Annotated in this window: 22 protein-coding genes; 8 read left to right on the forward strand and 14 right to left on the reverse strand. The window is 64.7% G+C overall.

Annotated features, from left to right (window positions below; all coding sequences use genetic code 11):
* Window positions 1-14: 14 nt before the first annotated feature.
* Entirely contained in the window at window positions 15-773 is a 759-nt protein-coding gene (locus LB310_RS02265; protein ID WP_278805357.1) for a DmsC/YnfH family molybdoenzyme membrane anchor subunit, read from the reverse strand.
* 274 nt (window positions 774-1047) lie between these two features.
* Between LB310_RS02265 and nrfD the strand changes: the two genes are divergently transcribed.
* The 3 genes from nrfD to LB310_RS02280 are packed head-to-tail and all read left to right on the forward strand — an operon-like array spanning window position 1048 to window position 3379.
* Window positions 1048-1926: an NrfD/PsrC family molybdoenzyme membrane anchor subunit gene (gene nrfD, locus LB310_RS02270; RefSeq protein WP_278805358.1), complete on the forward strand. Its 879-nt coding sequence runs from the start codon at window positions 1048-1050 to the stop codon at window positions 1924-1926.
* Window positions 1927-1947: 21 nt separating this feature from the next.
* Complete coding sequence (locus LB310_RS02275; protein WP_278805359.1) at window positions 1948-2436, forward strand: GntR family transcriptional regulator; 489 nt, start codon at window positions 1948-1950, stop codon at window positions 2434-2436.
* Window positions 2420-3379, forward strand: coding sequence for a slipin family protein (locus tag LB310_RS02280; protein ID WP_224767853.1), 960 nt, complete (start codon window positions 2420-2422; stop codon window positions 3377-3379). The genes LB310_RS02275 and LB310_RS02280 overlap by 17 nt, the downstream gene beginning before the upstream one ends.
* Window positions 3380-3486: 107 nt before the next feature.
* Here the strand turns inward: LB310_RS02280 and LB310_RS02285 are convergent, their stop codons facing one another.
* Both LB310_RS02285 and LB310_RS02290 read right to left on the reverse strand, forming a co-directional pair.
* Window positions 3487-4563 carry a hypothetical protein gene (locus LB310_RS02285; RefSeq protein WP_278805360.1) on the reverse strand — a complete coding sequence of 359 codons (1077 nt, stop codon included), beginning with the start codon at window positions 4561-4563 and terminating at the stop codon, window positions 3487-3489.
* Complete coding sequence (locus LB310_RS02290) at window positions 4560-5177, reverse strand: iron-sulfur cluster assembly scaffold protein (protein WP_278805361.1); 618 nt, start codon at window positions 5175-5177, stop codon at window positions 4560-4562. The genes LB310_RS02285 and LB310_RS02290 overlap by 4 nt, the downstream gene beginning before the upstream one ends.
* A gap of 295 nt (window positions 5178-5472) precedes the next feature.
* Here LB310_RS02290 and LB310_RS02295 point away from each other — a divergent pair, with 295 nt between their 5' ends.
* The 3 genes from LB310_RS02295 to LB310_RS02305 are packed head-to-tail and all read left to right on the forward strand — an operon-like array spanning window position 5473 to window position 9402.
* Window positions 5473-7101 carry a LuxR C-terminal-related transcriptional regulator gene (locus LB310_RS02295; RefSeq protein ID WP_278805362.1) on the forward strand — a complete coding sequence of 543 codons (1629 nt, stop codon included), beginning with the start codon at window positions 5473-5475 and terminating at the stop codon, window positions 7099-7101.
* Between the two features lie 18 nt (window positions 7102-7119).
* A complete protein-coding gene (locus tag LB310_RS02300) occupies window positions 7120-8157 on the forward strand; it encodes a low specificity L-threonine aldolase (RefSeq protein ID WP_278805363.1) in 1038 nt (345 codons plus the stop codon).
* Window positions 8158-8175: 18 nt separating this feature from the next.
* Window positions 8176-9402: a 4Fe-4S binding protein gene (locus tag LB310_RS02305; protein ID WP_278805364.1), complete on the forward strand. Its 1227-nt coding sequence runs from the start codon at window positions 8176-8178 to the stop codon at window positions 9400-9402.
* Between the two features lie 88 nt (window positions 9403-9490).
* On the opposite strand, the gene LB310_RS02310 is transcribed toward LB310_RS02305, so the two are convergent.
* From LB310_RS02310 to LB310_RS02345, 8 genes are all read right to left on the reverse strand, one after another.
* Window positions 9491-10495 carry an SMP-30/gluconolactonase/LRE family protein gene (locus LB310_RS02310; RefSeq protein ID WP_278805365.1) on the reverse strand — a complete coding sequence of 335 codons (1005 nt, stop codon included), beginning with the start codon at window positions 10493-10495 and terminating at the stop codon, window positions 9491-9493.
* A 72-nt stretch (window positions 10496-10567) separates the two neighbouring features.
* Entirely contained in the window at window positions 10568-11788 is a 1221-nt protein-coding gene (locus LB310_RS02315) for an MFS transporter (protein ID WP_278805366.1), read from the reverse strand.
* Between the two features lie 16 nt (window positions 11789-11804).
* Window positions 11805-12050, reverse strand: a complete 246-nt coding sequence (locus LB310_RS02320; RefSeq protein WP_301154304.1) for a hypothetical protein — start codon at window positions 12048-12050, stop codon at window positions 11805-11807.
* Window positions 12051-12136: 86 nt separating this feature from the next.
* On the reverse strand, window positions 12137-12466 hold the full coding sequence (locus tag LB310_RS02325) for a 4Fe-4S binding protein (protein ID WP_157004871.1): 330 nt from the start codon (window positions 12464-12466) through the stop codon (window positions 12137-12139).
* A complete protein-coding gene (locus LB310_RS02330; RefSeq protein WP_278806127.1) occupies window positions 12463-14781 on the reverse strand; it encodes a molybdopterin-dependent oxidoreductase in 2319 nt (772 codons plus the stop codon). The genes LB310_RS02325 and LB310_RS02330 overlap by 4 nt, the downstream gene beginning before the upstream one ends.
* A gap of 54 nt (window positions 14782-14835) precedes the next feature.
* A complete protein-coding gene (locus LB310_RS02335) occupies window positions 14836-15171 on the reverse strand; it encodes a 4Fe-4S binding protein (protein WP_301154309.1) in 336 nt (111 codons plus the stop codon).
* Window positions 15164-17530: a molybdopterin-dependent oxidoreductase gene (locus tag LB310_RS02340; protein WP_278804949.1), complete on the reverse strand. Its 2367-nt coding sequence runs from the start codon at window positions 17528-17530 to the stop codon at window positions 15164-15166. Before LB310_RS02340 ends, LB310_RS02335 begins: the two co-directional genes overlap by 8 nt.
* A gap of 94 nt (window positions 17531-17624) precedes the next feature.
* Window positions 17625-18872, reverse strand: a complete 1248-nt coding sequence (locus tag LB310_RS02345) for an MFS transporter (protein WP_278804948.1) — start codon at window positions 18870-18872, stop codon at window positions 17625-17627.
* A gap of 281 nt (window positions 18873-19153) precedes the next feature.
* Here LB310_RS02345 and LB310_RS02350 point away from each other — a divergent pair, with 281 nt between their 5' ends.
* The gene (locus tag LB310_RS02350) at window positions 19154-20083 is read left to right on the forward strand and encodes a LysR family transcriptional regulator (RefSeq protein WP_161959717.1); all 930 of its coding nucleotides are present in this window, start codon (window positions 19154-19156) and stop codon (window positions 20081-20083) included.
* A gap of 307 nt (window positions 20084-20390) precedes the next feature.
* On the opposite strand, the gene LB310_RS02355 is transcribed toward LB310_RS02350, so the two are convergent.
* Both LB310_RS02355 and LB310_RS02360 read right to left on the reverse strand, forming a co-directional pair.
* Window positions 20391-20630 carry a hypothetical protein gene (locus LB310_RS02355; RefSeq protein WP_301154312.1) on the reverse strand — a complete coding sequence of 80 codons (240 nt, stop codon included), beginning with the start codon at window positions 20628-20630 and terminating at the stop codon, window positions 20391-20393.
* Between the two features lie 137 nt (window positions 20631-20767).
* A complete protein-coding gene (locus LB310_RS02360) occupies window positions 20768-21949 on the reverse strand; it encodes a pyridoxal phosphate-dependent aminotransferase (protein WP_301154313.1) in 1182 nt (393 codons plus the stop codon).
* Window positions 21950-22265: 316 nt separating this feature from the next.
* On the opposite strand from LB310_RS02360, the gene LB310_RS02365 reads away from it, so the two are divergent.
* Window positions 22266-22697 (forward strand): DUF2871 domain-containing protein, encoded by a 432-nt coding sequence (locus tag LB310_RS02365; protein ID WP_157004867.1) that lies wholly within the window; start codon window positions 22266-22268, stop codon window positions 22695-22697.
* An 89-nt stretch (window positions 22698-22786) separates the two neighbouring features.
* On the opposite strand, the gene LB310_RS02370 is transcribed toward LB310_RS02365, so the two are convergent.
* Entirely contained in the window at window positions 22787-24559 is a 1773-nt protein-coding gene (locus tag LB310_RS02370; RefSeq protein ID WP_278804942.1) for a bifunctional diguanylate cyclase/phosphodiesterase, read from the reverse strand.
* Between the last annotated feature and the right edge of the window lie 52 nt (window positions 24560-24611).

Below are 24611 nucleotides of genomic sequence, written 5' to 3' on the forward strand. Positions count from 1 at the left end.
TTCTCCCCCTTACCTTACAGAGCGTATGCGGCGTAGAAGCCGTAACGGGCCAAAGCGATGCCGACGAATGCGCAGGCGAGCGCTGCCTTCGCGGCGGTGGCGGCAGGCACCTTGCCCGACTTCGCCATGAACTGCAGCACGGCGGCTGCGGCTACAGCTGCGGCGCCGATAACCAGCAGCACCATGTTCGCGCCGACACCCGCGAAATGCACGGCCTCCAACACGATGGCGACGACGGCGAGCGCGCTCAGGGCGGCGGACGCCGTCAGGTACGTGCCGTCCTCGGTCAGCTTCGCCTCGAACAGCACTAGGAGCGCCGCGCCCATGGCCAGGTTGCCCAAAATGAACAGCGGGAACGTCTGCCACGATGCCCAGGCCGGGATGCCAACCGACATGAAGTAGGCGTTGGCCATCACGAACGTGAGGCCGAGCGCCGCGACGGCGCCCACGATGTGCAGCGCGCGGGGCGCGGAGCCCTTCACCTTGGAAACCACCAAGTCGATGATCAGGATGACGCCCAGACCCATCGACCAGTATGCCTCCTGCGCGATCATGGCACCGGGCTGCGTGAGCGCGATGAGCATGCGCTCGGGACGACCTAGATGCAGCGGCAGGCCCACCAAGCCAACGGCCAAAAGGATACCGCATACCAACGGGAACAGCCACGCCTTCTTGGCATCCTTGCCCACCGGAAACACGGCGCTCGCCGCATAGGCACCGGCGGCCAGGCCGGCCAAAGTCGTGAACAGGAACAATGGGAATTCAGAAATCATTGCAACACCTCGCTATCAGCTTCGGTGCCGAAGATGGGCAGGTGCTCGCGCGACGCGCCATCCTTCTTCGGACAGACACCTAACAGGATGTGGGCGACCCACCCTTTGTTACGGTTCGCCCACTGAATGGAAACACGCCATCCCCTCCGCGGCCGACGGACGATGCCGTATTCATTCACTGGTGACATAGTATTGCGATTCACTGTTTCAGTCAATAAGTATTTCCCTAGAGAATCATTTCGTGGGATAATGCCGGAAGACTCGATCGGAATGAATGCGGGGTGCTTTGTACGGATCGTTGGTCATAGTGTATTTGTTCTTGGGCGGCGCAGCTGCAGGCGCACTTTTCGTCATGTCTGCGTGGAGTTTCGCTTTTCGCCGCTCCGAGAACCCTGCCCGCCTGCTCACAGCATTCGAGTCGTTGCGCAGACGAACATACACCGTGGGTTTTCTGTTGCTCGCTTTCGCTATGATTTGCCTGCTCGGAGACTTAGGGAACCCCGGGCGCGCTTTGATGGTGTTCTTTCTTCCCCATCCCACTGTCATCACCTTCGGTGCCTATACGCTCGCCATCGAAGCCCTTTTGGCGGCGCTTCTGCTGGCGGCATCGCTGCCGAACAGCCCCCTTGCTCTTCGCGGGCGTTGGCTGGATATCGTCGAAGCCCTTTGCTGCATCGGGGCTCTGGCGACGATGGCCTATACGGGGATATTCCTTTTCCAGGGCAGCATCCCCTTTTGGAATCATTGGTCGATCATCGTCCTGTTCGTGTTTTCCTCTCTTTCATCGGGAGTATCCGTCGTGCTGTTAATCGACTGGTTCACGCAAGGTCAGTCCCTTTTGTTGCGCGCGACCAAGCCGCTCCAGATATGCCATGTGGCCTGCCTTGCTGCAGAGGTGGTATTCTTGACCCTGTTCGTCAACGCGGCTTTTAGAAACCCTCTGGCAGACGCATCCCTCAACCTCTTGATGGAACCCGAGATGCTGGCCATTGCGGGCGTAGGCGTGATTGGCATGGGAATCGCGCTGCCCATTACGCTCGAAACCTACTCGATTACCCGAAAGGAATGCCGTGCCATACCTGTCTCGGACTTCATTTGCTTGCTTGGCGGATTATGCTTGCGTTATTGCCTCATTACATGCGGAGTCCATTGACTGAGGCGGCGCGCCTGATACATGGGCTCCACCTATTTTATCCAGCTCGATCTAAAAGGTGACAGATTGCAAAGTAACGACGACAACCCGTTGTTTCGCGTGGACGAGACATCCGACCTGCCCATCTGGGCTCAGTTGCGAAACCGCTTCGCCTATCTGATTCGCACGGGATTCTTCAAACCCGGCGAACAGCTCCCAAGCGTGCGCAGCATAGCCGCCGAAGCCAAGATCAACTACAACACCGTGACAAAAGCGTACCGCGATCTCGAACTTTCAGGGCTGGCTGTATCCGCACGAGGACGCGGCATGTTCGTTCAAAGGAACATCTCGTCGGAAGAATCCGAAGAAGACGCCATCGACGCGCTGCTTGAAAACTGTATCAGGCAATACCGGTCGAAAGGCATGACGTACCGCGAAGCACGCGAGCGCATGCTTTCTATTATCGACGAACTGGAACGCAAGGCCCGAAAAGCGGAAGAGGAGAAGAGCGAATATGGGATTGTTCAATAACAGAGCGAAAGCCGGCGCCTCGGGCAGCGCGAATGCTCGATCCGGCGAAATCGAATTCCTCAATTCACCGAGCACCAGGCACGTTGACGACAATGCCTCGAATGTTTTCTCGGCCTTCGTCTTTGTCGCCGTATTCGCGGTCGTCGCTTCTATCGGATATCTGTCAACAGGGGAAATGAGCATCTGGGTGCTATGCTCGAGTCTCGTTTTTGCAACTATCGCCATCTTCACGGTACATATTGCCTCGCAGTGGGAACGCGACGTCATCCTGCGATTCGGCGCATACAACCGCATGGCAGGCCCCGGTCTATACCTCACCATCCCGTTCATCGAGCACGTTGCTCTGAAGGCCGACTTGCGCACCATGCTGACGGGCTTCAGTGCAGAAGAGATCCTGACCTCCGACCTCGTGCCTGTTAACGTAGATGCCGCCATATTCTGGATGATCTGGGATGCCGAAAAGGCATGCATGGAGGTGGAGAACTACTACGACGCCGTATCCATGGCGGCACAAACCGCCTTGCGCGATGCAATCGGACGAAACAGCCTCTCCGACGTAACGGTTCATCGCGACAAACTGGACCAGGAATTGCGTGAAAAAATCGAAGAGAAGACGAACTCGTGGGGCGTATCCATCATGTCGGTGGAAATCCGCGACATCGTCATCCCCAAGGACCTCCAAGACACCATGGCCGCAGCAGCAAAAGCGGAGCGCGAGAAGGACGCGCGCATCGTGCTGGCGGAAGTAGAGAAAGACGTGGCCGCCATGCTGCACGATGCCACCGACATCTACAAGGAAGACGAGCTTGCTTTCAAGCTGCGCCAGATGCATCTCGTGAACCAAAGCCTGCGGGAATCGGGTGGCTCCCTCGTAGTGCCGAGCGCCTACGCCGAGGGCTTCGTTGAAAAGGCTCCCGGCAAAGCCGCTCCTGAGCACAAATAAACCGAATCTCGTGGCAGGGAGGCATGCGAGACATCGCCCCGCCTCTCTGCCACCCAACCCTTCTGCGCGAGACACAGGGACGGGGATGATGCCTCATCCCCGTCACCCTACAAATGCATCTTGCGCTCCACCGCGTCCCATTCGGCCAGCGAGGCGGCGTATGCCGGGCTCAGGTGCTCCGTCGAGAAGTAGTAGACGTCCCCGTTCGAGGCTGTCGTCTGTTGGATGTCGGGATAGGCGCCCGACTCGCGCACGATATCCCATGTCTGGGCGACCGCATCCTCTGCCAGGTTGAACGGCGGGTTGCCCAGGCTGGACGCGGCGAGCGGGCGCGGGTATATGCGAGAGTCCTCGCGCACGCAGTCCACGAACGTCACCACGTTGTCGTCCTCAGCCGCCAGGAACGCCCAGTGCGCATAGGCATCGGTCATGACGGTGCGGTCGTACAGGTAGTAGCTGTGCGCGCCCACCAGCGCCACGATACCCGAGCAGTCGATGGCACGCTCCACGGGCTCGGCCTCCTCGTCGGGCACGAGCACGAATTCGCCCTCCATCTCCACCAAGCGGTAGCCAGGGGGAAGCTCCAAGCCCGCAAAAGGGTCGCCGCCGTCATCGCCCTCGGGCGGCGCCGCAGCCGGCGACGCCTTCACCGTCTCACGGGCAGCAGCCGTCTCCGAGGCCGACGGCGCGCCCTCTACGGCTTCGTCCGAAGCATCGGCAGCTGCCGGATCGAACGACACCTCGTTGCAAGCCGTAGCCTCGGCATCTGCCGCCCCAGCGCTTGCCTCCTCGGCATCCTCCGGCTCGGCATTCGCGAACACGCCGTCCGCCGCCGCCTCGGCAGGCTCAGAGCCCCCGAACGCCCGCGGCACGCCCACCGCCCGCGTGGCCGTGCGGTACACGGGCGCGGCGTCCGCCTCGTCCTCGGCCTGGGCCGCGCGCTCGTCCTCCAGATACTCGTACACGAGCATCTCGAACTCCTCGGCATCCAGATGCTCGGGCACCAGGCCGATCTCCGGCCAGCGCGTGGGTTCCACCAGCGCGCTCTGCGCCGACTGCGCGCGCACGTCGTCGAACACGTCCGCCAGCGCGTTGTGCTCGGCGAGCTCACGCGCGGCGACATCCTCGGACGCAGCCTCGCCGGAACCGTCCGCGCACGCCGGCCCCATCGCCTCTTCGCTCATGCGCGCACCTCTTCCGCCCCGTCGTCCTCGCCGCCGAACAGCAGCTCCACCCGCGCGTCGCGCAGCGAGCAGTGCTCGCACATGGCACAGGGGATGGACAGCTCGTCGCACGGCACCGCACGGTCCAACTCCTCGATGGACGCACCGCGACGGATGAGGAAGTCGCCCACGAGGGCGTGCACTCCTTCCGTGGCGAAGTACGTCGTGTGCAGCTTGTCCGACGGCACGCCGTCAAGGGCAGCCTTCACATCTTCGGGCCTGATGGCCAGCGCTTCCGCGAACGTCTTGCCCTCTACCATCGAGCAGATCGTGCTCGCGCACGCCGTCATGGCCAGGCAGCCGCGCGACTTGAAGCCCATGCGCACGAACGTCTCCGCCTCCGGATCGATGACGGCGAACAGACGCAGGGCCACCTCGCCGCGCTTCGACTTGCCCACCATGCTCTGCGCGTTGAAGCCCTCGGGGGCGCCGCTGTTTTTGAAGTTCGCCACCACGGCCAAAAGCGTGTCCGAGTAGCCGCCCGTACCCGCCTCGACCTCCGTCTGGTACACGTCGGCCGTGCGGATGACGGCGCGCTCGTCCGGCTCAACGTACACGTTCCTCGACTCTCCCATCGCCCTGCTCCTTCTCGTCGTCAGACCGTCCGCCGAACGACGAAGCGCGAGCGGACGGCAGCGGAAAGCTTCACCGAATGGTTCAATAATGCACGTTGCCCCCACGCCGGCCTACCCTCTTTAGGGATAAAATTCGGTTTCGCGGGGGAAAGTCCTGCTATCCTGATTTCCACGCCGCGCGAGAACGGGAACGCAGGAATAGTTGACCCAATTTGTTTACAAAAAGCCGACGCCGATTACGCACGGCGGCCGAAGCGTTACCATGTTGCCATTATACGAACGGGGAGGATCGGTTTTGGCATATCAAGCGCCCCATGAGGCAGCGGCCCGCACAGCCGAGCGGGCATCCGGCCGCCTGGAGCCGACCGCAGACGGTCATGCTGGCACCATCGCAAAGCAACCAGAAGACGAGCACGGCGCCCGGCAGACACCGAGCGACTTCTTGCGCACCTGCGCACAGCTCTGGCCGCTCGTGGTGGGCCTTGCGTTCGGACGGGCAGGGCTTATCGTGGCCAGCTATGGCAGCTACACCAGCACGGACGAGGGCATCTTCACCGATGGCGCCATGCTCGTGGCCTTGAGCGTACTGGCCGTGTTCTTCGTCGTCATCTCGGTGGGCAAAGTCTCCCTCGGCAAGCGTGTCACGAACGCCGCCATGCGCATCTGCATCGCGTTGGAGGCCTTCGCGCTCGTGGCCTTAGCAACGCCTGAGCTGGCCGAAATCAACAACCAAGCCGTACGGTTCGCCTTGAGCGCACTCTGCACGCTCGTGTCGTCGGCCACCATCTACTACTGGCTGCGCCGAGCCCGCGGCACCGGCACCATCGCTGCGGCCCTGTTCGTGTTCTCGGCTCTCATCTTGAGCGAAGTTGAAATCTATCTGTGCACGCTGCTGCCCGTCGCCGTGGGGAACCTGGTTGCCACCGTGCTCGTGCTGGTGCAGTACCCGTGCATGCTCTGGGCCAGAAAACGCACGCAGCCGCACGACATCGCAGCAGGAGCATCGCAGTCCAACGACTATTTCGGCTTCACGAAGACCATGATCCAGAGCAAGCAGTTCCTCGCGGCCACGGCCATCGGCATAGGCGTCCTCTCTGTCGTGATCGGCTTGCTGCGCGGCTATCCCAGCGGCGAGGCCATCGCGTTCACACCGGTGACACGCGCAGCGTACGGCCTGCTCACCGTCGGTATTAGCGGTGCTATCATAGCGCTGGTCCTGCACGGCCGCCAGCGGGTGCTCACCGTGGGCATCTTCATCGTCATGGAGCTTCTGGCCTGCCTCGCGCTCGTTGCCTATGCCGCCTTCCCCGACATGCTGGACATAGGCGCCGTGTTCACCACCACGCTCAACGCGCTCATGGTGGCTTTCACCTGGTACGTCGTCATCGCGTTCATGAGCTACGGTTGGCGCGACCCGTACTACTACGCCATTGCCGGCTGGCTCGTGTGGCTGGGATGCCGCGCTATCGCACGCGTGGCACTGCTGGGGTCGTTTGACCTCGTGCCGAACGAGACGCTCATGAATGCGCTCATGGGATCATGCATCGTCGTATCGGCCCAGGTCATTTTTGTGCAGTTCCTGAACATCGCACGCCGCGACGTTCAGGAACAGGAGCAGCAGAACGCCCGGCAGGAGAGCGTCCTCGTGAAGATCATGGGACTGGACGAGCACGAGAGCCTGGCCGACGTGCGCCAGGCGTCCATGAAGCACAACGCCGAGGAGATGGGGCGGCAGTTCCTGCTGTCCGACCGCGAGATGGAGGTGCTCGCGCTCTACGCGCTCGGCTACACCCAGAAGCGCGTGGCCGAGGAGCTCTACATCACGCCGGGCACCGCCCATGCGCATATCAAGCGCATCTATGCGAAGACCGGCTTGCACTCGCGCCAGGAAATCCTAGACTATATGCAGCAGTACACATCGTAGAACGGGGAGGGGCAACCGGTGCTTCATTTCGATTCGGACTATATGGAGGGTGCGCATCCGGCCATCATCGAGCGGCTGGCTGCAACGAACCTCGACCAGACGAGCGGCTACGGCACCGACGAGGTGTGCGAGCGCGCCCGCGGCCGCATCCGTGAGGCGTGCGCATGCCCCGAGGCCGCCGTGTACTTCCTCGTGGGCGGCACGCAGGCGAACGCCGCGGTGGCCGACCAGATCCTGCGACCGTGGGAGGGCATCATCTCCGCCACAACCGGGCATATCACCGCCCATGAGGCGGGCGCGGTGGAGGCGTGTGGACGCAAGACGCTGCCGCTGCCGCAGCACGACGGGAAGCTGGACGCCGCCGAGGTGCGGGCGCTCTGCGAGGCGTACTGGGCCGACGAGAACCGCGAGCACATCGTGGCGCCCGGGGCCGTGTATATCTCGCATCCCACCGAGTACGGCACCGTCTACTCGCTGGCCGAGCTCGAGGCGCTTTCGCAGGTGTGCCGCGACTTCGGCATGCGGCTGTTCATGGACGGCGCGCGCCTGGGCTACGGCCTTGCCGCCGTGGGTGCCGACGTCACGCTGCCCGACATCGCGCGTTTGTGCGACGCGTTCTACATCGGCGGCACGAAGGTGGGCGCACTGTGCGGCGAGGCCGTGGTGTTCACCAAGCCGGAGCTCGACGACCACTTCTTCACGCTCATGAAGAAGCGCGGGGCGCTGCTGGCGAAGGGGCGTTTCCTGGGGCTGCAGTTCGACGTGCTGTTCGAGGAGGAGGACGGCGGGCTGCGCTACGTGAACGCCGGCCGCCACGCCGTGGCGCTCGCGCAGCGCTTGGCCGAGGGGTTCCGCGCGAAGGGCTACGACCTGCATATCGACTCGCCCACCAACCAGCAGTTCGTCGTGCTGGACGACGCCTCCAAGGCGCGCCTGGCCGAGCACGCGTCGTTCGGTTTCTGGGAGCTCACGCCCGACGGCCGCACCGTCGTGCGCTTCGCGACCAGCTGGGCCACGCAGCCCGAGGCCGTCGACGAGCTGCTGGCGCTGCTGTAAGGGAAGAAGGGGACTGCCGTGCCCGATCTGATCGCGATAGCCGAGCGCCTGGCCGAGCGCCCGCCGATGGCAGCGCTCGACGGCGGGCGCTGCCTGCGCGTGCGCGACCGCGAGTCCTCGTGCGCCGCCTGCGCCGAGGCGTGCCCCGTCGGAGCTATCGTCGTGCGCGCGGCGGCCGTGGAGGGGGCCGCGCCCTACGGCTCGGTGGACGCGGTGAGGGACGCCGGCCCGCGCATCGACGACGAGGCATGCGTGCGCTGCGGCGCCTGCGTGGTCGCCTGCCCCACGAACGCGCTGCTAACGCTGTCGCCGCTCGACGATGGAGGGCTGATCGCGCAGGTGGACGCCGCTGGCACTGCGGCGCGCGAGCGGGCGGCCGCGGGCGCATCGAACAGCGCCGGGGAAGAAGCCGCAACGCCCATCGAGCCGCCAACCGCCGGCTTCGCCTGCGAGCGGCTGGCGCAGACCCTGCGCCTCGACGGCAACCGCATCGTCGTGCTGCCATGCCTCGCGTGGGTCGACGTGGCGCTGCTCGTCCACCTGGCCTGCAACGGCGCCGAGCGCATCGCCGTTCCGCTTGATGCCTGCCCGTCGTGCGAACTGGCCGATGCCGCGGAGCTCGTGCGCGCCGCCGCCGACGGCGCCCGACGCATCTGCGCCGTGGCGGGAATCGACGCCACCTTCGAGACGGCCGACGGCGCCAGCCTGCGCGGCCTCGAAGCTGCGCCCGAGGCCGATGCCACCGGCGAGCTTTCCCGTCGCAGCCTGTTCGCCCAAGCAGGAGCCTCGCTGCTCGACACTGCGCGGACAGAGACCGCCCGCCAGCTGCAATCGCTCGCGGACGCCCCTGTGGGCGACGATGCCCCGGTCAAACCCGACACCCGCCGCTGGCAGCTGCTCGACGACCTGCACGCCGCAGGACTCGCTGATGACACCGCGGTCGTCCCCCGCATGCTCGCCCCGCGCGTGAGCATCGACGTGGAGCGATGCTCGGGATGCGCCCAGTGCGCCCTGTTCTGCCCCACCGAGGCCCTGCGAAGAATCGGCCGAGCGCCCGGCGGCCGCACCCTGCTCGAATTCGACCCCGCCAGCTGCCGCGACTGCGGCGTCTGCGAGGCCACCTGCCGCTACGGCGCCCTCACCTGCGAGGAGACCCTCACCGTAGGCGAGCTTTTCGCCCTCGACCCCCAGGAGATCCTCGTACCCAAACGCCGCGTCCTCCCCGAGCGCCGATCAAACGCCTGAGCCCCGCACGGCATGCCAGCAGGCAGTTTGCGAATACGAACGGAGGGGGACGCATGCCGAACCCCCTCCCCGTCAAATTTATGTCCCTTTACTTCTCCCCCGTTTCAGCCGTCACGGCTATACGGTAGATGTTGCTGCTTCCGAACTCGCAGATATAGAGGTACCCGTCGTGAATGCAGAGGTTGTCGACGAAGATATCGGCGTCCTCCGGGGCGGGTATGCGCTCTATCTGGAAGCCGTCCTTGTCGAGCACCAGCACTTCCTTCGCCTCGAGGTGCGCCACGTAGAGGTTGCCGTCAGCGTCGACGGTGATGCCGTCGGGACCATGGCCGCCGTCCATGCGTGCGAACACGTAGGGCGTGGCACGGCCCAACGTGTATGCCGCCGACGGTATGCACACGAGCGAGTTCGTGTTGAACTCGGCAACGTAGATGAACTGCCCATCGGGCGAGAGCGTGATTCCGTTCGGGTAGGCAATGCCATCCTGGATGAGCTGCAGCGCAGGCTCGTCCTCGTCGTACTTCACGTAGTAGACGCAACCGATCCTCTTGAAATAGTCCGACTGCCCGGGGTCGGTGAAGTAGGCGCCGCCCTGGCCGTCGAGCACGAGGTCGTTCAAGCCGTTGAACGGGGTGCCGTTGAAGTTGGGAACCCAAACGGAATACTCTCCCGTCTCGGTGTCGTACCGGCAGAGCCCCTGGGAACGGTCGGTGATAAGCATGGTGGTGCCGTCGATGAACTTGGCACCGTTCGGCATCGATTTCCCCTCGTTGTCGTGAACGGTCACGGCCTCGCCGTCCACCACCTTGTGGATGCGGCCCTTGACCACGTCGATGAACCACAATGTCCCATCTTGCGAGAAGTTGAGGCCTTCGATCAGGCCGCCATCCTCCACATGCGCCACCAGCTCCCAGCTGGCACCCTCCGCCAAAACCGACGGCTGGGCCTCCGCTTGCGGCTGCTCCTTCGGGTCGGCATCGTTCGCCGTCGCCGGCTCCGACGAGCAACCGGCGATCATCCCCACGGCCGCCACGCCGCCCATCAGGCCGAGCCCCTTCACGAAGCTTCTCCGGTTTACCATTGTCTCGTCCATAGCTTCCTCCTCGTCTTTGTTTTCCCCTTGCACGCGCCAAGCTTTCCGTTATCCTTCTCGCCGCACCTCCCCTCAATCGAACCTGCACGCGACGACCAGGGCCGCCCCCGCCAAACCCGCCGCACACAGCACCGCACCGCAGAGCGCCCACAGCGTCAGGTCGGGCCCGAGCAGAAGCGACGGAACGAACGACCCGAGAAACTGGCCAAGCGACTGCACGAGCAGCAGCACGCCCATCCCGACGCCAAGAAGCTCCGGCTTGCCGAGCACGCGCGGGTACGCGGCTACGACCACGGTCGGTGCGCCCATCGCGAACAATCCCATGGCCACGGCCGCCGCCCACATAACCGGACCCGTTGTCGTCAAGAGCAGCAACGCGCATGGCGCCATGGCGAGCATCCCCGTAAGGTAGAGCGGCTTGTTTCGCCCGAAACGATCGGAGAGCCGGCCGAACGCCAACGACGACACGATGGCCAGCAGCATGGGAAGCGTGCTGGCGAACCCCGATTCCACCGCCCCCGCGCCCCGCTGCTGCATCGCCGTCGGCGCGAACGACAGCACGCTCAGCAAAAGCATCTGGAACAGCGCAAACGGCACTAGGAAGCACCACGTGTCGCGCGCGAGGAACACACGCAGCCTCCCTTCGGCCAATACCAGTCTGCGCGGGATCGTCCCAGAAGGAACGCGCTCGTTAGCAAGACCGCCCGCCGCATCGTCCTGCGGCACCTTCACCGCCACCTGCAAAACCACCCCCGAGAGCGCCGCCAGGCCCGCATAGGCGAGGCAAAGCCCGCGAAAACCCACCGCCTCGTACAGCACGGGCGTCGAGATGCCCGCCAGCGTCGCGCCGAGCATGCCCCCGAGCATCCAGATGCCCGTGGCCGATCCGATGCAGCGAGGATCGACGCAGCGCTGCATGACCAACGGCCCGCTCGCGACGATGGCGACCAAGCCCAGGCCCTCGAGGGCGCGCAGGGCGAGCAGCATGGGCGCCGCGTTGGCGAACGCCGAGGCCAAGGTGGCAAGGCTGGCCAGGAACGCCGCACCCACCATGAGCCTTTTCGCCCCGACCCGTCCGGCAAGGCCTCCGACGGGCAGGGCGGCGACAATCCCGACGAGCGTGAACACCGACATGAGCCACGAAGCGCTGCCGGCATCCATCGAGAACTCGTCCATGACGCGCTCCATGATGGTGGGTATCTGGTACTGGATAACCGTCACGGACAGCGCGACCAGCATGAGCGGCAACGCCACCCGCGCATAGTGCCGGCGCGCGCCGCCTTCGCGCCTCATGGACGCCCGCCTCGCGCTAGCTGGCCGAACCGGGAGGCTGCGAGGCCCCCGGCTTCGCGGGTGCCCCGGGCATTCCCGGCACCGCCGGCGGCTTCGGCGCTCCCGGAGCACCGGGCGCGCCGGGAGCGCCCGGCATGGGGGGCATTGCGGCCTGGGGCAGGTCGGCGCCGCACGCGGTACACGTCGTGGCGTCCCCGGCACAGGTTGCGCCGCACGCGGGGCAGGTCTTGTCGGGGGCGACCGTGGCTGGTCTGAAGCACATAGGATTCTCCTTGTCTGTCGAAACGTTTGCGTTGTCCTCGGCCGGCACCATGCATCGCTGGGTGCCGGCCGCCTCTATCCGGGAGCCTAGGAGAAGACCACGCATCGCATCTTCTCGGCGGCTTTTGCCGCCAGCTCCTCGGCCGGCCCGAGCGCCATGCAGTGGGCCGGGCAGTGGTGGACGCAGGCGGCGTCCTTGCCCTCGGCCAGGCGGGAGGCGCACAGGTCGCAGAGCGACGTGGGCATGGGCAGGAAGTTGTACTCCCACCTGCCGTTCTCCAGCTCGCGGGGGCCGTCCTGGAGCACGCGGATGCCGTGCTGGCCCGCGGGCAGGCCCAGATGCTTCTTGCAGGCCACCTCGCAGGCGTGGCAGCCCGTGCAGAACTCGTAGTCGATCATCAGTGCGTTAGCGCTCATTTCGAGTACCCGTCCTTCCTCGTCACGCATGCCGTGGGCAGCTCGGCGCTGTTCTCCTCCGTGCAGGCGTACACACGGCACAGCTGGTTCTTGTACGGGGCGCCGTAACCGGTCGGCCCGTTCTCGCACTGCGGCAGCAGGTTGTTGATGTTGGAGTCGAACACGCCGAACAGGACAGGCTCCGCCGCCTCCTGCTCCGGGAACCACCAACCGTGCTCGGCGCGCACCACGCGGTCGTCGAGCGAGGGGTTCACGTGCAGCTTCTGGCGGCACCGGCCGCGATGGTTCTCCAGCCAGCACCAATCCCCCTCGGACAGCCCTGCGGCCTCGGCGGCCTTCGGGCTCATCTCGAACAGCGGGTCGGGGTGAAACTCGCGGCTCGTGTCCAGCTGGCGATGCTCGGAATGGAAGAACTCCACCGAGCGCGCGCCCGTCGTCAGCACGAAGGGGTACTGCTCGTACAGCTCCGGCGAGGCGTACGGCGAGCAGGATGGCTCCTCCCACTGCGGCAGCGGGTCGTAGCCCCACAGCGCGAAGATGCTGTTGTAGAGCTCGATGCGGCCGGACGGCGTGTTGAAGCCGGGCTGCCCGTCGGGGCGCAGCAGGCCCTTCTCGTGCTTGCGGTACTCGAACGCGGGATAGACGTACACGTCCTTGCACAGCTGCTCGAAGTCGCCGTCGTAGCCTGGCGTGTCGTTGACGAGGATGTCGTTCGTCCAGCCGATGTCGTCGGTCCAGGGGAAGTTCTCGGGATGCAGGCGGCGTCCGAGGTCCGTGACGATGGTGTCGTCGGAACGCACGTCGGCGAACTGCGTCACCTTCTTCATGCCGCGCAGCGGAACCCACCACACGCGCTGCGTATTGCGCTCGCAGCTCATGGACGCCGGCAAGAACACGTCAGCGAACGCCACAGCCGTGGGGGTGAGGAACGGGTCGGACACCACGACGAAGTCGAGGGTGCGCACCGCCCGGTAGACGCGCGGCGCGTCGGACGCCATGTTGGCAATAGGGTTCGTGGAGGAAAGCCAGAGCATGCGGATGGGATACGGCTTGCCGGTCTCGATAGCCTGCAGGATGGAGTCCGAATGGGCCGTTGAGCTGAACCCGGCCTTGGACATGAGCGGGTACTCCGCGCCGATGCGCTTGGCCTGCACCTCGGCGGGAAGGGTCTGGTAGCCGTAGTTGTACGACACGTTCTGCTCGAACGCGTTGCGGACAATGATGTTGCCGCCCGGCACGTCCGTGTTGCCGGTGACGGCCCACAGCGCGTTGATGGCCTGCGCCGTGGGGATACCGACAACCGCCTGGTCGATGGGCAGGCCCCAGTGTATGGTGGCGGGCTTGGCCTTCGCGTAGGCGCGCGCCGCCCCGATTATGGTGTCCTTCGGAACCCAGCACACCGCCTCTGCCCGCTCCGGCGTCCATTCCTTGACGCGCTCGGCAAGCTCGTCGAACCCGTAGCACCACTTCTCGACGAACTCGCGGTCGTAGAGGTCCTCGGAGATGATGACGTTGAGCATGGCCAGGGCGAGCGCGCCGTCGGTGCCGGGGCGCAGGCGCAGCCAGTAGTCGGAGCGGGCCGCCAACCAGGTGAGCGACGGATCGACGGTGATCAACCGGCTGCCGCGCTGCATGCAGTCGACGACCCAGCCGCCGTAGAAGTTGTCGGAGTTCGAGGCGATGGGGTTGCATCCCCAGACCACGATCATCTCGGGAGGAACCCACTCGGTGTTCTCGGTGTCGTAGCGGCTCTCGAACTGCTGCGACATGTCGGCGATGAGGAAGTCGCCGTTCATGGAGGCCATGGCCGCCGAGCGCGGCTGGAAGCACGACTCGCCCGAGAGGAATCCCAGGCAGAAGTTCGGCGAGCCGAACGCCGCATAGCACAGGTACGGGATCTGCCAGCAGTTGTTGCGGCCGGTGCCGATCATGCACGCGATGGACTCGGCGCCGTAGTCCTTCCAGATGGCGCGCACTTTCTCCTCGATGATGTCGTAGGCCTCGTCCCAGGTGACGGGCTCCCATTTGTTCTCGCCGCGCTCGCCCGCCCGCTTGAGCGGACCGGTCGGCCGGTCGGGATGGTTCACGGCTTCGGGCATCTCCAGGCAGCGCATGCACAGCGTGCCCTGGTTGAAGGGGCAGTCGGGGTCGCCCTCCACCTTCTCCAGCTTGCCGTCCTTCGTGTAGTACAGCACGCCGCAGCCGTCGTGGCAGCCGGGCCCCGACCACACTGTCGTGCGCGTCACCGTGTAGTCGCCGTCGCGCCACTCCACCTCGCCCTTATGGGCCTCGTAGTAGCTATTGGCCTGATCCATTGCTTCTCCTTCCATAACCGCGCCGGGCGGCAGGGCGCCCGGCGCGAACCGTCGTTACTGCGCGGGAACGAACAGTGCGCGGTCGACCTTCCCGTCGAACCGTGCCGCCAGCTCCTCGGCCGGCGCGAGCGCCATGCAGTGTGCCGGGCAGTGGTGGACGCAGGCGGCGTCCTTGCCCTCGGCCAGGCGGGAGGCGCACAGGTCGCACAGCGACGTGGGCATGGGCAGGAAGTTGTACTCCCACCTGCCGTTCTCCAGCTCGCGGGGGCCGTCCTGGAGCACGCGGATGCCGTGCTGGCCCGCGGGCAGGCCCAGATGCTTCTTGCAGGCCACCTCGCAGGCGTGGCAGCCCGTGCAGAACTCGTAGTCGATCATCAGTGCGTTAGCCATAGATAGCACCCACCTTCACGTCGCCGTTGGACTCGTCGATTACCTTGGAATAGCCCCCGCGCCTGGTGACCTGCTCGCCCGGCAGGACACGGCTGTTCTCCTCGGTGCACGGGTACACGCGGCACAGCTGGTTCGCGTACGGGGCGCCGAAGCCGGTGTCGCCGTTCTCGCACTGCGGGGTGAGGTTGTTGATGTTGGAGTCGAACACGCCGTACAGGTTCGGCTCCGCCCCCTCGGTCTCGGGAAACCACCAGCCGTGCTCGGCGCGCACCACGCGGTCGTCGAGCGAGGGGTTCACGTGCAGCTTCTGGCGGCAGCGGCCGCGCTGGTTCTCGATCCAGGCCCAATCGCCCTCGGAGATGCCCGCGGCCTCGGCGGCGGCAGGGCTCATCTCGAACAGCGGGTCGGGGTGCAGCTCGCGCGACGTCGTCCCCTCCTGGCGATGTTCGGAATGGAAGAACTCGAAGGACCGCGCGCCGGTGGTCAGGACGAGCGGGTACTTCTCGGCGAGCTCGGGGCTGCTCACCGGAGAGCAGCTGGGCTCCTTGAAGTCGGGCAGCGGATCGTAGCCCCACAGCATGAGGTTCGTGTTGTACAGCTCGATGCGGCCGGACGGCGTGTTGAACCCGGGCTGCCCATCGGGGCGCAGCAGGCCCTTCTCGTGCTTGAGGTAGGTGAACGCCGGGTAGGACCACACGACCTTCTGCGCCTCCTCGAATGACTTGTAGGGCAGCTCGTCGTTCGTCTCGTGCTCGAAGATGTGGTTGATCCAGCCCACGTTGTCGTCCCAGGGGAAGTTCTCGGGGTGCAGGCGCTTGCCCACCATAGTGACCAGGTCGTCGTCCGAGACGCACTCCTCGTACTGGGTGACCTTGGTGAGCGTGCGGTTCGGAACCCACCAGCAGCGCTGCGAGTTGCGTTCGGGAGACATGGCGGCCGGCAGCACCAGATCGGCGAAGGCAATGGCGGTAGGCGTCATGAACAGGTCGTTCACCACCACGAAATCGACGCCCTTCAAGGCGCGAAACAGGCGCGGCGCGTCGGCGCCCATGTTGGCGATGGGGTTCGTGGACGTCATCCACACCATGCGGATGGGATACGGCTCGCCGGTCTCGATGGCCTTCAGCACGGAGTCCGCGTGGGCGGAGGAACTGTAGCCCGCACGGCTCATCAGCGGGAACTCGGCCCCCAGGCGCTTCGCCTGCACCTCGGGCGGCAGCAGGTGGTACCCGTAGCCGTACGAGAGGTTCTGGTCGAAGGCGTTGCGGATGATGATGTTGCCGCCAGGATTGTCCACGTTGCCTGTGATGGCCCACAGCGAGTTGACGGCGCACGCGGTGGCGGTGGCATTGGTGGTCTGATCGAGCTTGAGCCCCCACTGGATAGCGGCAGGATCGGCCTCGGCGTACAGGCGGGCGGCACCCACGATATCCTCGGCTTCGACCCAGCAAACCTCCGCAGCCCGCTCGGGCGTCCAGTCGCTCACGCGCTCGGCAAGCTCGTCGAAGCCATAGCACCACTTGGCCACGAAATCATGGTCGTAGAGGTCCTCGGAGATGATGACGTTGAGCATGGCCATGGCCAAAGCCGCGTCGGTACCCGGGCGCACGCGCAGCCAGTACGCCGAACGGGAGGCCAGCCAAGTGAGCGACGGGTCGATGGTGATCATCTTGGAGCCGCGCTGCATGCAGTCCACGATCCAGCCGCCGAAGAAATTGTCGGAGTTCGAGACGACCGCGTTGCAGCCCCAGTTCACGATGACTTCGGGGCAGCGCCAGCCCGTGCTCTCGTCATAGCGCTTCTCGAACTGCTGCGAGCAGTCGGCGATCATGAAGTCGCCGTTCTGCGACGCCATCGACGCGGAGCGCGGGCAGAAGCAGGAGTCGCCGGCCAAGTAGCCCATGGAGAAGTTCGGCGAGCCGAACGCCGCGTAGCACAGGTACGGTATCTGGTCGCAGTTGTTGCGCCCGGTGCCGATATGGCAGACGATGGACTCGGGGCCGTAGTCCTTCCAGATGGCGCGTACCTTCTCCTCGATGATGTCGAGCGCCTCCTCCCAGGACACGCGCTCCCACTTGTTCTCGCCGCGCTCGCCGACGCGCTTCATGGGATGGCCGAGGCGCGTGGGGTTGTTCACGAACTCGGGCATCTCCAGGCAGCGCATGCACAGCGCGCCTTGGTTGAACGGGTTGTCGGGGTCGCCCTCCACCTTCTCCAGCTTGCCGTCCTTCGTGTAGTACAGCACGCCGCAGCCATCATGACAGCCGGGCCCCGACCAGGCGGTCGTGCGCGTGACGGTGTACTCGCCGTCCTGCCACTGCCATTCGCCTCGATGGCTTTCGTAGTAATCGTTCGACATGGATGTCTCCTCTCTTTGTTGCTTCGATGTGCGAACCGAACGGGGGAAGCAGGCAATCCTCCTGGAATGCCGTGCGCTTGGCGCACCGTCTCTCCTAGGCGTCGTGATGCAGCTCGACCTTGCCGTAGCCGTCATCGTATTTGGCCATATCGGTGAAGCCCGCCAGCACGAACTGGAGCACGCCCAGCACCACGATGACGATGCTGCAGGGAAGCAGCAGGTCGGTGACCGCCTGCGCGCCCAGCAATCCCATGACCAGCGTTGCCACCGGGGTCGCAAGGAAGCAGCCGGCCTGATGGAACGCCGTGTTGAACCCCATGGCGCGCGTGGCTGCACCGATGGGCACCAGGTTCGTGATCATGTTGCCCGTGGCGGGGATCACGATGGCGAAGCCCCAATGCCCCACGAGGAACGTCGCGATGTACACCACGAGGTTGAAGCTGCCCGGCTGCGCGTTGAGGGCGCAGACGACGTACAGCACGCCCAGGAACAGCCCCGCTACCGGCAGCGTCCACTTCTTGAGCTTCTTGTACACCGGACCCAGCGTGAAGCCCGTGACGGCGCCCACAAGCGTCATGGCCGAGAGAACCCAACCGGAGATGGCCGAGTCGGGCAGCACGAACGAGCAGTACAGGATCGTGGGCATGGCGAACGCAACGATAAGCGTGAGCATGAGCATGTACAAAAAGGCGATGGGCGGTATCTTCGTCTTCACCTCGCCGCCCGTCTCGGCAGCGAGCTCGGCCGCCTGCTCGGAATCACGCTCGGGCTCTTTCAGCATGAAGATGACGATGACGAGCGGGATGATGCCGATCAGGTAGACCAGGAAGCACGCCTGCCAGCTCACAAGCGCAAGGTACCCGCCGGCAAGCTCCATGATCAGGCTGCCAAGATTGAAGAACGCCATGCCCGCGCCGAGGATGCTCGCTCGCTTGTTCTCATTGTCGAACGTCTTGAACGTGAGCGCCTGGGCGAGCGGGTACGACCACCCTACCGCGAAGCCGAACACGAAGCGCGAGGCCAGCAGCATGCCGAACGACTCGCCGCTCCCCATGAAGAACGGCCAGCATCCTGAAACGATGTACAGGACGATGGCGGCTATGATGGAGGTGCGGTACTTGATGAACCGGCCCGTGACCGCGCCCGAGATGATGCCCGACGGAATCATGCCGAGCGCCACCATGCTGATCACGTAGCCGATGTTCGGCCCCGCCTCCGGGAACGCCGCCCCCATGGTGGCCAGGCCGGCGTTGACGCCTCCTTGGGAGGCGCCGAGTGCGAAGATCGCCATGATGGGAATGATCGCCTTGTTGAACCCCTCTTTAACCTGTGCGGAACTCATAGAATTCCCCTTCCTCTCGGCTGTTCTGCCGAATTCGGCCCGCTTCCCCGTTCGGTCCGGAATCGGATGGGGCGCATTATAGGAAGGGCATGCCGCATAGAAATAATGATAAAAAGCTCCGCGATGGATTCTTTTTATGCCTGCCGCCCATGCCGCCCGGGAATTCGAACCATGCCGGGCGAATGTGGTATGTTGGTTCGAGCGAGAGGTGGAAAAGGGAATCTCATAGATCGAAAAACACATCGTTGACCTCGGTGGTTATAACAGGGGGCGAGTCGGCTTTGGATATCAGCGCCTTCAACGAGTTCGTCGAGCTGGCCAAGAGGCTGAACATCACGGAAACAGCCCGCATGCTCAACATGTCCCAGCCAACGCTGAGCAAGCACATCATCTCGTTCGAGAAGGAACTGCGCTTGTCGCTGTTCGAGCGGACGGGATCTGCCATGCGCCTCACCGAGGCCGGCAATGCGCTGCTTCCCTTTGCGTACAAGATCCTCGATGCGCAGAGCATGTTCTACGAGGAGGCGCGCCGCATAAAAAGCGAGGCGCCGGCACGCCTTTCCGTGACGGGACTCACCGACGAGACGGCCGTGATGGCCCTGCTCGGTCGCTTCATCACGTCTGCGGAAAGCGAGTACGGCACCGGCTTCATCCAGGTTCGAAGCTGCCACCATAAACGGCCCATCGACTTCGTCAAGGCCGGCTCCATCGACGTCGCCTTCGATTACTTCGAGCCCAGCGAGCTCGACGACGACACCGTGGGGGCCGTGATCGTGGGCCGTTGCCCCTGGGCCGCCATCGTCGATGCCGGCCATCCCTTCGCGGGCCGCGCATCCATCGACATCGAGGATCTCCGCCACGAGACGCTGGTCAGGATAGAGGGCGCGCACGTCAGCGAGGCATGGCGGTTTATCGAACGGGCCTGCCTGCTCAACGGGTTCGCACCGAAAACACGGCGAAGGTACTCCATGCGCCTGACCGATCTTCTCACGCTCTCGTCGACCATCGGCAACGACGTGCTCATCGCCGGGGTCAACTTCGTGAAGCGCATCGAGGCGGGGCTCCCCTCGTCGTGCCGCGTGATCGAGCTCACCGGCGAGGCGACCTCGTTTCCCCTTTCGGCCCTGTACCACATAGGGAACCTCAACCCGGCGCTCGATCGCTTCATCGACTTCATGGAAGCCGACCTTGCCGAGCGCGAACACTGTTAGGAATCGCCATGCCCTGCTACCCGTGCAACCACTGCAACAAATGCGGGATATTTTCCCTCAAACTTGAGCTCTCCTGCTCCTCATGCGGCGAACCCGTCAAGCCAGGCGCAGCCGCGTGCCCTTCGTGCCATGAACCCTATTTGCACAACATGAGGCGCGGGGCTATCGGCAAGCCACAGGGAGCATTCGACTATTACACGGCCCAAGAAGCGCTCCGCGCGAAAGGCGAAAGCCGAGCACTATGACAAGGGGCGCGTCGTTGCGATAACGGCGCGCCCCTTGCTCTAAAGAACCAACAGCCAGATTCTCACATCCGGCGTTCGCGGTAATCGGCAAGCGCCCGCTCGACAATCTCCTTGTTCATGCAAACCGTCCACGTGAGCTCCGAAACGCTTTGCTGGACGGCCATGCCCTCCACACCGAGGAGCACCTGGGGCTCGCCGTTCGTTTCAGTCACCTTTACCTGCGCCTTCATGGCCCCAGGCTCGAATACGTAGTGGTCGATGCCCGTCGCCTCGTCGTACACGTGCTCCGATACCGTCAGCATGTTCTCCTCCTGTCGATCGCCGCCTACTTGACGTTGCTCGCAGTGTAGGTTCTGACCAGCGCATAGGGGAAATGCGGTTTTGCCGAACGCTCTATGCCGTGGCGGCATACCCCGCAACGAAGCGAAGTCGGGAGCCCCTACCCCCGGTACTCCTCCATGAGCGCCTTGAACGCGGGCATCGAGCGCTCGATGGTGGCGCGCGAAACGCAGTAGCTCACGCGCACCCAGCCGGGAACGCCGAAGCTGTCGGAGGGCACCAGCAGAAGCTCATGGGCCTTCGCGCGATCGCTGAACGCCTGGGCGTCGTCCTCAAGCGCGCGCACCCACAGGTAGAACGCGCCGTCGGGCTCCACGAACTCGTAGCCCAGCGCGCCCAGGCCCTCGGTAAGCAGGCGGCGGTTCTCGGCGTAGGACGCCACGTCGCTCGGCTCGTCGATACAGGCGGCAATCACGCGCTGGAACAGCACCGGCGCGCAGACGAACCCGAGCGCGCGTCCCGCGCCTGCCACGGCCGTGGACACCTCGGCCGCATCGTCCATGAGGTCGGACACGTAGATATAGCCGATACGCTCGCCCGGCAACGAGAACGACTTCGAGTACGAGTAGCATACGATGGTGCGCGGCCACACGCACGGCACGTAGGGAACCTCGGCGCCGTAGGTGATCTCGCGGTACGGCTCGTCGCTGATGACGTAGATCTTGCGTCCCAGCTCGGCCTCCTTGCGCGCCAGCAGTGCGGCGAGGGCCTCCAGGTTCTCGCGTGTGTACACGGCGCCCACCGGGTTGTTCGGCGAGTTGATGATGACGGCGGCCGTCGCGGGCCCGATGGCCGCGTCCAGCGCATCGATGTCAAGCTGGAAGTCGGGCACGTGCGCCGGCACCTCCACGCGCGTGCAGCCGGCGGTCTCTATCCACACCTGGTACTCGGGGAAGAACGGCGCGATGACGACCACCTCGTCGCCCGGCTCCGTGACGGCGCAGATGGAGATGGCCAGGCCCGCCGCGGCACCCGCCGTCAGGTACACCTGGTCGGGCGAGGCCGGCACGTCGAAGCGGCGGCGGATATGGTCGGCCACCGCGGCCCGCACGCGCGGGTCGCCAGCCGCTGGCGAGTAGCCGTGCAGCGCGCTCGGCTCCTCCTCCATGAGCTCCAGCACGGCCTGCTTCACAGCGTCGGGTGCGGGCACGCTCGGGTTCCCGATGCTGAAGTCGAACACGTTGTCGGCGCCTATCTCCGCCTTGCGCGCCATGCCGTACGCGAACAGCTCGCGAATCGCGCTCGGCTCCGCTCCCAGCCCGTACATCCTCTCGTTCACCATGTGCACCACGTCCTCGTCTTGCCGCTTTTTTTAGATGATGAACAGGGTAGCACAACGAACGGCGCGCAAGACCAGCGGCGCGTGCACCGCCCGGCCGGGGGCGTGCCTGCCCGGCCGGGCCCTCGCCCTGAATACCCGGTCGTGCAATGCGCCCGGCGTCTGGTCGCACTTTCGCCTGGTTGCACGGTCGCACGGTCGGCGGGCTACCCGGTTGCCGAATCGCAACTTCGGAACAGTTTGCCCGAAAGCCTTGCATCCCCCTGGACGAACTCTCATAATGAACAGCGTTCATATATTGTTATTCGAAAGGAAACATATGAAGCGCCTCATCAACACGGCCCTCGTCTACCTCATTGCCGGTGCGGCCGCCGGCGTGTTCTTCCGCGAGTTCACGAAGCTCTCCGGCTTCGCCGGGCAGACCGCACTCGGGTTCATGCATCCGCACCTGCTGGCGCTCGGCTTCCTCGTATTCCTTATCGCCACGCTGTTCGCCCTCGCCAGCGACTTCACCGGCGACCGGCTGTTCAAGCCGTTCTACCTCGTGTACAACATTGGGGTTGTCATCACGGCTGGCATGATGCTCGTACGCGGGGTGGCGCAGGTGACAGGCACGGTCCTGCCGCTGCCCGACGCGGCACTGTCCGGGATTGCGGGTATCGGCCATATCATGGTGGGCGTAGGGCTGGTGCTGCTCGTGATCATGTTCAAGCGCGTCGTCGACCGCAAGGCGGCCGTCGCGCGCGCTTAGCACGCGTCCACCGGCCGCGCACAGCGGGGGATCGGGCGGCATGCTGCCCGACGAACAGCATGCCGGCGCGTCGGGCGCTGCACACCCGCTTACGCGCCGAACAGCATCTGCTCGAACTCGGCCACCGGTACGGGACGTGAGAACACGTAGCCCTGCAGCATGTCGCAGTTGATGGCGCGCAGGCGGGCCGCCTGGCCAGGCTCCTCGACGCCTTCGGCCACCGTGCCCAAATCCAGCTTCTTCGCCAAGTCCACCACCGACTCCACCACATCCCATTCGCGCTGGCCGGCATCGTCGCCGGCCGAGAAGAACGCGCGGTCGAGCTTCATCGTGTCTATGTCCACGTCCTTCAGCACATTGAGCGACGAGTAGCCGCTGCCGAAATCGTCCAGCGAGCAGCGGTAGCTGCGCGCGTGCAGCAGGTCGATCACGCCCATGAACGTCTCGGGATCGCCGAACACCAGCGTCTCGGTCAACTCGAACTCGATGAGCGATGCCGGCACGCCGTAGCGTGCGCGGATCTGCTCGTAGGGGGTGAGAAAATCTTGCTCGCGCAGGTGTGCGCGCGACATATTCACCGAGATGGGCACCGGCTCGCGTCCCTGCTCGATCCACGAGGCCAGCAGGGCGCACACCTGCTCGAACACGCACAGGTCAACGTTGATGATAAAGCCGTTGCGCTCGAAGTACGGCACGAAGTCGTCGGGCGGCACGAGACCGCGCACCGGGTCGATCCACCTCACGAGCGCCTCGGCGCCCCCGATGGAGCCGTCGGCCAAGCGCTGCTTGGGCTGGAAGTATGCCACGAACTCGCCCCGCTCGAGCGCACCGTGCATGCGGTTCTCCATATCCTGCTCGGACAGCAAATTCTGGCGGTCGACGTCGCTGTAGAACACGCAGGTGAAATGGCGTGCATTCGACGCTTCCTTGCTAGAGCCGCGTGCGACGTTCGCCCGGTCGCGCACAAGCGTCATGGGCAGGCTCGTGTCGTCGATGGGGTACACGCCCACCGTGAACGAGAGGAAGTACGGCCGCTCCGCATCCACGTTGAAGCGGTTGACATCTTGGACCATGCCGTCGATGCGCTCGTACATGGCCTGCGTGCCCTCGTTGCGCATGAGCACGTTGAAGGCGTCGGCGTTGATGCGGCCCACGCATTCGTCCCCGTCGAGATGCGTGCGCAGGCAATCGTACACGTAACGCAGCACCATGTCGCCGCTTTCCGTGCCCTGTATCTCGTTGAGCAGCTTGAACTTCTTCAGGTCCAGCGCCACCAGGGCGTAGGTCCCCGGCTCGGCCCGGTCGATGGCGTGGCGGGCGGTCAGGTCGAATCGCGTTTGGTTGAAGCCCTCCGTCACGGGGTCAACGAACGCGAGCCGTTCCAGCTCCTCGTTCGCTTCCTCCAGATGTTGCCGCGCCTCCACCAAGTCGGTCACGTCGGTCATGGTGGTGTAAGACAGCTGGTAACCGTCCACGTACTCGTCGAGGAACGTCGAGGCGAACTTCACCCATTTATGGCCGCCCTTCACGTTCAGCCCGGCGATGCACTCGTATCCGCCCGTGTTCTTCTCGAGGGCCTCCGTCACATGCTCGGCAATAACGGCAAAGTCCTCGGGATTGTCCGCGAAGTAGAGATCGGGCCGATTGTGGAACAACGCCTCGTACTCGTCTTTGGGATAGCCGATGAAGTCGTAGTAGTAGCGGTTGGCCCACACAAGCGTGAAGTGCTCGTCAACCTTGTGTTTGCTCACGCTCAGGCGAAGCGTGTCCACAAGAACGCTGTCGCCCTCGCTCACGAGCGACGTAGGGGCCGGGCGATCGGGAACGTGCGTCATCACGAGCTTCTCTCTGCCTCCGCCCATCGAACGCTCCGACGCCACATCCGCGGGCACCGCTAAATCAACGTGCCATTTT

This window comes from Gordonibacter sp. RACS_AR49, assembly GCF_030418435.1.
GTDB classification, from domain to species: Bacteria; Actinomycetota; Coriobacteriia; order Coriobacteriales; family Eggerthellaceae; genus Gordonibacter; species Gordonibacter urolithinfaciens.